Below are 7,020 nucleotides of genomic sequence, written 5' to 3'. Positions count from 1 at the left end.
GGTCCAGGTCGTGTGCCGCTTCCTCACAGGTGTCGCCGCCACGAACACCCTGGACGCGCGGGGCGGCAACGGCGGCAACGGCGGCAACGGCGTCGGCACGGGTACGGCCGGACGCGGTGGCGGGGCGGGCTTCGGCGGCTTCGTGTGCCTGTTCAACCTGTCGGCCGGCACGGCGACGTGCCTCCTCGGACCACAGGCCAGCACGCAGCCGACCGGCCAGGCCGGCGAGGCGGCGGCCGCCACCTTCGTGAGCCTCTGACATGCCGAGCACGATCGATCCCATCTCCGGTGCGATCTTCACCCCCGCGGGCGAGCCCTTCCCCTGGGAGGGGCCCCAGACGAAGGCCGCGCTCGCCGCCTATGCCAACGCCGCGCAGGAGCGGGCGCAGGACGGCGGCGTCACGTTCCAGGGCGTCCTCGTCAAGACGAACGAGAAGAGCCGCGGCCTCATCAACGGCGCCTACAACCTCTCGCAGGCCGAGCCCGACAACGTGCTCGACTTCAAAGCGGTTACCGGCTGGGCGGACATGAGTGCCGCGGCAATCCAGGCGGTGGCCCTCGCGGTCGGCAAATGGGTGCAGGCGACGTTCACCTGCCTCCGCCGGACCGAGGCGGCGATAGAGGCCGGCTCGATCACGACCTACGCACAGATCGACGCGCGCTTCGCGGCGCTCAGCCTCTCGGAGTAAGGCCGTGCAGGTCCCGCCGCTCTCCCCGGTCGAACTCGATGGTAGCGAGCGGGTGCGCGTCCTGAAGGACGGCCGGCTCTACCTCGCGACTGTCGATCAGATCGCGGCCCGCTACCCGACCACCGGGCTCGCGGCGATCGAGCGCCGCCTTGCCGCGCTGGAGGCCCGGCCCGAGGAGGTGGTGCCGCTCTCAGGCTCGATCACCACGGGCCCCCTGGCCATCGGCACGAAGACCTTCCTCGTCACGAGGCTCGCCGGCCTCAAGGCCGGGGAGCGCGTCCTCGTCGAGGCGTCCGGCGCCATGCCGCCGGGCGCGAGCGTCGCCGGGGCACGGGTGCCGGCGGACGGCACGGTCGAGGTGACCCTCGCCGCGGTGCTGGCGCTCACCGCCTCGAAGACGATCCCGCTCACCATCACCGCGCTTCGATAGCGGCCGGTCGCCGGCCGGAGGGCCCCGATGCCGCTTGCCTCCGACACCATCCTGACCGCCGACTCGACGAAAGTCCGGCTCGGCGGCCCGGACGCGCTGGGCCTCGGCTGGCCCTGCGCGCTCTTGACCGATCCACCACCCTCGGTGGCCGACAAGCAGTCGAACCCCTCGGCCGCCGATCTCCTGCCGGCGGTGCTGGCCCTCACGCCCCGCGGGCCGGCCTGGGGCACGGACGAGGCGGGCGACGGGCGCGGCGCCTCGACGATCATGCGGCTCGTCTGGACGGCGGTTGCGGCCTGGGTCGCCGACATCAACGCCCGCGACTTCGCGGTCGCCTCTCAAGTCTTCCCCTCCGCGATCACCACGGCGCTGCCCGATTGGGAGGCGGAGCTGGGCCTGCCCGACACCTGCCTGCCCTCGCAGAGCGCGGTGGCCGACCGGATCAACGCGGTGCGGGTGCGCTTCGGCGCGGTGGGGGGCGCGAGCCCCGAATATCTGCGGTGTCTGGCGGCCTCGGTCGGCTACGACGTGCAGATCGCCGAGCCGACGCAGTTCCTCGTCGACACGAGCGAGGTGATCGGCCCCGGCGTGGTCGAGTCGTGGTTTCACGCCGACGAGAGCGAACTCGACGGGGAGGGCGTCACCGAACTCTACGCCACCTGCGACGACCTCGCCTGCGACGACACCCCGTTCGAAGACTTCCGCATCGGGCCGGCCCGCGAGGGCGACACCTTGGAGAGCTTCACCAACGGGCCGGCCGAGGCCTTCGGCGACGAGGTCGCGGGCGTCCTCGACGAGTTTTGGTTCGCCTGCGACGAGGGCGAGTGCGACGACACCCCCCTGGAGAGCGTCGCCTGGGATCCCAACGGCACGATCTGGAAATTCTGGACCGCGACCGTCACGAGCCTCGGCTCGACGAGCTTCCGGGCGGATGAGGGCGAGGTCGGCTTCGACCCATTGGAGGGCTTCCTCACCGCCGACGACCTCGAATGCGTGCTGCGGCGCGCCTGCCCGCCCCATACGCAGCTCATTTTTAAGTACTTACCGGACTGACAACGCAGGCGATTGGGCGGCCTTTTGCCCACCTCATTCCAGCCCAAATTGAGGATTTTCGAAGATTGTCAGAATGCCAGGAAGCCTCAAGATTTGTCAGCTTGAATGCCTCAATGATGAATTCCTCGATCGAGGGGAAGTCCTTAGGGCTGTATGATGCGATTGGGCGGATATGCTCGATGTGCCACCGGCCCTCGCCAAAGCCAAAATTTTCCCAGCTCATTCCGGGCTTGAAGGTGGATGCGATGTGGTAGGCAAGCTCGTCCGAAGTGTAGCCCAACATCTTGAAGGTGCGCGATCGGCCGCGTGTTTTGAGAACACGGCCGATCCGCCCTTGCACAGCACACTGCATCTTGAAGGCAGGATCCGCGCCGAGCCTCTTCTTAACGGAAGCGCGAACCCTTGCCTTGTGCTTCTCGGGATGGGCTGCATAGCTGCGTTGGTAGTGCGCCTGTTTGGACGCTTTGAACTTATCAGGGTTGGCCTCGCGCCACCGCCTGTGCGCATCGCGGTGTTTTTCTTTGTTTCTGGCGTAGTATTCGCGATGATACTCGTTTTGCTTCGCACGATTACGCGAACGATAGGCGCGGCGTTGCTCGATACTTCTCCCTGATGCGGCGTATGATGCGACCTGCGCCGCGACCTTGTCGGGGTTTTCTGCTCGCCAGCGCGCCGTCGACAGCTTCACGCACTCCTTGCACCAGCGATTGAGCCCATCTTTGGTGCTTCTCTGCATTCCGAAGCATTGAAGCGACTTTTCGCGCAGACACTTTCTGCAAATCTTCATGCTGACGGAGCGAACAAGCTGAAAGCGCCAGTATAGACGCCTCATCAAAATCAGCAACCCACCAAACCCCGATCCATCACCCACCGCGCTCCGACCCGGGCGAGCCTCGAGCGCTCGCGCCGGCCGGCGGCGCGCGCTTGCTCACCCCCGGAGTCCCCGATGCTCTACAACGCGCCCACCGGCTCGACCGACCCGAACGCCCCCTACGTCGGCAAGAACTTGGCTGCCGGCAAGCAGGGCTCGCGCATCCCGCCCGCCGCGATCGAGATGACGCAGCGCGAGATCGTCAACGCGCTCATCGAAGCGGGCCTCTCGCCCACGAACGACGACCCGCGGCAGCTCCTCAAGGCGATCCGCTCGGGCCAGCTCTCGACCTTCCTGACCTCGGGCACGGCCAACGACCTCATCGTCACGCCGATCACGCCCCATACCAGCGTCTACCGCGGGCTCTCCTTCCGGCTGTTCCCGACGCTCCAGAACACCGGCGACTGCACCATCACCACGAACGGCATCACCAAGCCCTTCGTGCGCCGCGACGGCACGCCGCTCGCGCCGGGCGACCTCCTGCCCAACGTGCCCGTCGATGCCTGCTTCGACGGCACCGCCTACCGGCTCCTCGGCTTCGCGCTCTCCGAGGTCTCGAAGAACGTGGCGGCGGGCGCCGTCACGGTCTGGGTGCGCACGGACGGCAACGACAACAACGACGGCGGCGCCAACCTGCCGGGGCGCGCCTTCAAGACGATCACGGCGGCCTACACCAAGGCGGTGCTGGCCTACGGCATCGCCCAGCCCGTCACGATCCAGCTCGGCGTACCGGGCATCTACGCGGGCATGGATCGGGGCTTCCGCACGGCGGGCGACCTCACGGTCCTCGGCGACGAGACCAACAAGGCGAGCTTCGTGATCCAGGACGGCGGCAACGCCTCCTTCGGGCACCGCACCTCGGGCTCGGGCACGCTGACCTTCCGGGGCCTGACACTGCAATGCGCGGGCGGGGCCAAGCACACCTTCGGCGCCGGCTCCAGCATGTACGTGCTGTTCTACAACGTGATCTTCACGGCGCTGAGCCTCGCCACCGGCTTCCACATCATCGCCAACGACGGCGCGATCGTGGGCGTCGGCGACGGCTGCGTCTTCTCCGGCAGCATGGGCGGGCTCTGGCAGGCCAATGGCGGCGTGATCGCGGCCACCGGCCCCGGCCTCACCCTGTCAGGCGCGCAGTCCTACTCGGTGGCCGCCGCCTACGCGCGCTCGGCCGGCCGGATCTACGTCTCGCCAGGCATCAACTTCGCGGGCTCGGCCACCGGCAAGCGCTGGATCGCGATCAACCAGGGCCTGATCGACACCAACGGTCAGGGCCAGACCATCATCCCGGGCACGACCGACGGCTCGGCGTCTGCAGGAGGTCTCCTTGTCTAACTCAGCCCTGACCAGCGCTTTCCTCGCTCCCCAGATCGACCCGTTCGACCATTACTGGCAGCGCGACAACGGCGACCTGTTCGCCTCGGCCAAGTCCGGGATGGCCACGGCGCTTGACCCGGACTTCCTCGCCTGGGCCGCGCGCAACACGGCGTCCGGCGGGACCGGCCGCCCCTCGATCTGGCCGCGTGACCCGATCACCGGGCAGCAGACGATGGTCACGCTGCAGGCGGTCTTGGTGCAGTGGGGCCTCTACGCCTCGCTCGACAGCCGCAAGGCCGCGCTCAAGGCCGAGATCGACGCCAAGGCCGAGGCCTTGCGCTCCGCGCTGATCACCCCGGGCTCGGGGCAGGCGATGGAGTACCAGGAGGCGCAGGCGCAGGCCTCGGCCGCGCTGGCCGCGCCGCAGGGGGCGAGCGCCGCCCTCTACCCGATGCTCGCGGCCTCGATCGGCCTCGACCTCGACCCGGAGACGGGCGCGCCCGCCACCGACGTCCTCGGCGTTGCCCGCGCGATCCGGGTGGCCTTTGAGGGCTGGCTCGCGGCGGGCGCGGCGATCCGCCGGGCGCGCCTTCTCGGCAAGGCGGCGGTCGATGCCGCCGAGACCCTGCCCGAGGCACTCGACGCCGCCGCCGCGATCGTCTGGCCGCGCCTCGCCTGAGGCGCGGGTCCGCTCTCCGCCGCGCCCGGCGCCCCGCCCGGCTCCCCGGGCCCGACGCGCCGCGCGGCCCCGGCCTCTCAGATCAGGAGTGCTCGATGCCGTTCCTCCCCGGAGCGGGCGCCCTCGCGCGCCCGCTCGCGGCCCTGCGCGCGCGCCTCGTCGCCAACTGGCGCGAGGTCGCCGCCCGCTCGTGGTCGCTGCACCTGATGGGCGTCTCCGGCGCCCTGCAGAGCGTCTACCTCTACTGGCCGAACCTCGACGTCCTGCCCTGGTGGTCCTCGCTCGCGGTGCTGGCCGCCGCCATGGCGCTGCGCTTCGTGGCGCAGCGCGGCCTCTCCCTTCCCGCCACCGTCACCGAGGAGGCCGCGTGATGGCCCGCCGCAAGCTTTCCCCGGCCGTCGCCGCCATCCTCGTGCCCTTCGTCGGCGGCTTCGAGGGCGTGCACCAGTACGCCTATCGCGACCCCGTGGGCATCCCGACGATCTGCATGGGCGAGACGAAGAATGTCCGCATGGGCATGTTCAAGACGCTGCCTGAGTGCAACGCCCTGCTGCTCGCCTCGCTCGAGGAGCACGCCGCCGGCATGGATCGCTGCCTGCGGGTCGATCTGCCCGAGAAGCGCTACGCGGCGGCGCTCTCGTTCACCTACAACGCGGGCGTCGGCGCCTTCTGCGGCTCGACCTTCGCGCGGAAGCTCAACGACAACGATCCCACCGCCTGCGCCGAGTTGTCGAAGTGGAACAAGGCCACCAAGGCGGGCGTGCGCATCGTCCTGCCCGGCCTGACCCGGCGCCGCGCGGCCGAGCGCGACCTGTGCGAGGCCGCCTGAGATGGCCCGCATTGGCGTTCTACGCACCGTTGAGGGAGGCCGGCTCGGCTTCCACTGCCCCGGCTGCAACGAGGTGCACGTCATCCCGGTCGGCGCGGGCGAGGGCCCGCGCTGGGGCTGGAACGGCAGCTACGAGCGGCCGACGTTCACGCCCTCGATCCGCGTGCGGGGCATCGTGCCCCTCACCGATGAGCAGGCCGACCGCGTGATGGCCGGCGAGCCGCACGAGCCGGTGCCCTTCGTCTGCCACACCTTCGTGACGGACGGGCAGATCCAGTTCCTCGGCGATTGCACGCACGCGCTGGCCAACCAGACCGTGCAGCTCACCGCCGAGCCGGAGGCGTGAGATGGGGCTCGATCCGCTCCTCTGGATGCTCGTCGCCCACGCCCTGGCTGACTACCCGCTGCAGGGCGACTGGCTGAGCCGGGCCAAGAACCGAGCGCTGGACCTCGTGCCCGGCGAGCGCATCTGGCCGGGCGCGCTGGCGGCCCACGCTGCCATCCACGCGGCGGGCGTGAAGCTCGCCACCGGCTCATGGGCGCTCGCAGCCTGCGAATTCGTGGCGCACGCCGCCATCGACCACACGAAGTGCGCCGGGCGCCTCTCCTACAACGCGGACCAGGCGCTTCACGTCGCGTGCAAGCTCGTCTGGTTCGCCGCCTTCATCCTTGCGCTCGGCGGAGTTGCCCCATGATCGGCGCCCTCGCGCTCCGCCTCCTCGGCTCCATGGCAGGCGGCCTTGGGGTCTCCCTGCCGCTCGCCGCTTTCCTGGCGGGATTGGCCGCCGCCGACCAACACGCCGAGATCAACACCCTGACCCGCGAGCGGGACGAGGCCCGGGCCGACGCGGCAACCGCCGCGGCCGCGCGGGATCTCGCGCGCGCGGACGAGGCCCGCAACGCCGAGGCGCGCGCCACGGCCGAGACCGAGAGGGACGAGTATGCGAGCGAGCTGGCGAAGCGCGGCCCTGCTGGGGCTTGCGGTCTCAACGATGCTGACCTTGCCCGCCTGCAGGGCAATGCGTGGGGACGCGCGCCCGGAGGTGGGCGCGCGGACCCTCCCGCCCGTCGCTGACGTCGTGCCGGGCCCGAGCCCCCGGCCGGTGCCGAGCCGCGGCGTTGGCGTCCCCGTAGTCGAGGGCGCGGCGGGCG

General features: G+C 70.2%; 12 protein-coding genes. 11 read left to right on the top strand and 1 reads right to left on the bottom strand.

Going from position 1 to position 7,020, the window contains the following annotated elements; all coding sequences use genetic code 11:
* The 4 genes from AX737_RS34165 to AX737_RS07225 all read left to right on the top strand — a co-directional run.
* A partial coding sequence (locus AX737_RS34165; RefSeq protein ID WP_197430483.1) for a hypothetical protein occupies window positions 1-259 on the top strand: 259 nt, incomplete at its 5' end.
* 1 nt (window position 260) lies between these two features.
* Entirely contained in the window at window positions 261-689 is a 429-nt protein-coding gene (locus AX737_RS07235; protein WP_066920183.1) for a DUF4376 domain-containing protein, read from the top strand.
* 4 nt (window positions 690-693) lie between these two features.
* Window positions 694-1,119 (top strand): hypothetical protein, encoded by a 426-nt coding sequence (locus AX737_RS07230; protein WP_066920181.1) that lies wholly within the window; start codon window positions 694-696, stop codon window positions 1,117-1,119.
* 27 nt (window positions 1,120-1,146) lie between these two features.
* Window positions 1,147-2,172: a putative phage tail protein gene (locus tag AX737_RS07225; protein ID WP_066920180.1), complete on the top strand. Its 1,026-nt coding sequence runs from the start codon at window positions 1,147-1,149 to the stop codon at window positions 2,170-2,172.
* Here AX737_RS07225 and AX737_RS33020 read toward each other — a convergent pair.
* Complete coding sequence (locus AX737_RS33020; RefSeq protein WP_156453571.1) at window positions 2,153-2,860, bottom strand: hypothetical protein; 708 nt, start codon at window positions 2,858-2,860, stop codon at window positions 2,153-2,155. The two genes, AX737_RS07225 and AX737_RS33020, sit on opposite strands and share 20 nt — an antisense overlap.
* Window positions 2,861-3,118: 258 nt before the next feature.
* Between AX737_RS33020 and AX737_RS07220 the strand changes: the two genes are divergently transcribed.
* From AX737_RS07220 to AX737_RS07190, 7 genes are all read left to right on the top strand, one after another.
* A complete protein-coding gene (locus AX737_RS07220) occupies window positions 3,119-4,378 on the top strand; it encodes a hypothetical protein (RefSeq protein WP_066920179.1) in 1,260 nt (419 codons plus the stop codon).
* Window positions 4,371-5,039, top strand: a complete 669-nt coding sequence (locus AX737_RS07215) for a hypothetical protein (protein WP_066920178.1) — start codon at window positions 4,371-4,373, stop codon at window positions 5,037-5,039. The genes AX737_RS07220 and AX737_RS07215 overlap by 8 nt, the downstream gene beginning before the upstream one ends.
* Before the next feature lie 95 nt (window positions 5,040-5,134).
* On the top strand, window positions 5,135-5,410 hold the full coding sequence (locus AX737_RS07210) for a hypothetical protein (protein WP_066920170.1): 276 nt from the start codon (window positions 5,135-5,137) through the stop codon (window positions 5,408-5,410).
* Entirely contained in the window at window positions 5,410-5,868 is a 459-nt protein-coding gene (locus tag AX737_RS07205) for a lysozyme (RefSeq protein WP_066920169.1), read from the top strand. The genes AX737_RS07210 and AX737_RS07205 overlap by 1 nt, the downstream gene beginning before the upstream one ends.
* 1 nt (window position 5,869) lies before the next feature.
* Entirely contained in the window at window positions 5,870-6,214 is a 345-nt protein-coding gene (locus tag AX737_RS07200; protein WP_066920168.1) for a DUF6527 family protein, read from the top strand.
* A gap of 1 nt (window position 6,215) precedes the next feature.
* Entirely contained in the window at window positions 6,216-6,563 is a 348-nt protein-coding gene (locus AX737_RS07195) for a DUF3307 domain-containing protein (protein WP_066920164.1), read from the top strand.
* Window positions 6,560-6,943 carry a hypothetical protein gene (locus AX737_RS07190; protein WP_066920163.1) on the top strand — a complete coding sequence of 128 codons (384 nt, stop codon included), beginning with the start codon at window positions 6,560-6,562 and terminating at the stop codon, window positions 6,941-6,943. The genes AX737_RS07195 and AX737_RS07190 overlap by 4 nt, the downstream gene beginning before the upstream one ends.
* Window positions 6,944-7,020 lie beyond the last annotated feature (77 nt).

It is taken from the genome of Methylobacterium sp. CCH5-D2, assembly GCF_001556475.1.
Taxonomy (GTDB): Bacteria; Pseudomonadota; Alphaproteobacteria; order Rhizobiales; family Beijerinckiaceae; genus Methylobacterium; species Methylobacterium hispanicum.
The sequence above is the reverse complement of the archived record's forward strand: the minus strand, read 5'-3'. Positions and strand labels throughout refer to the sequence as shown.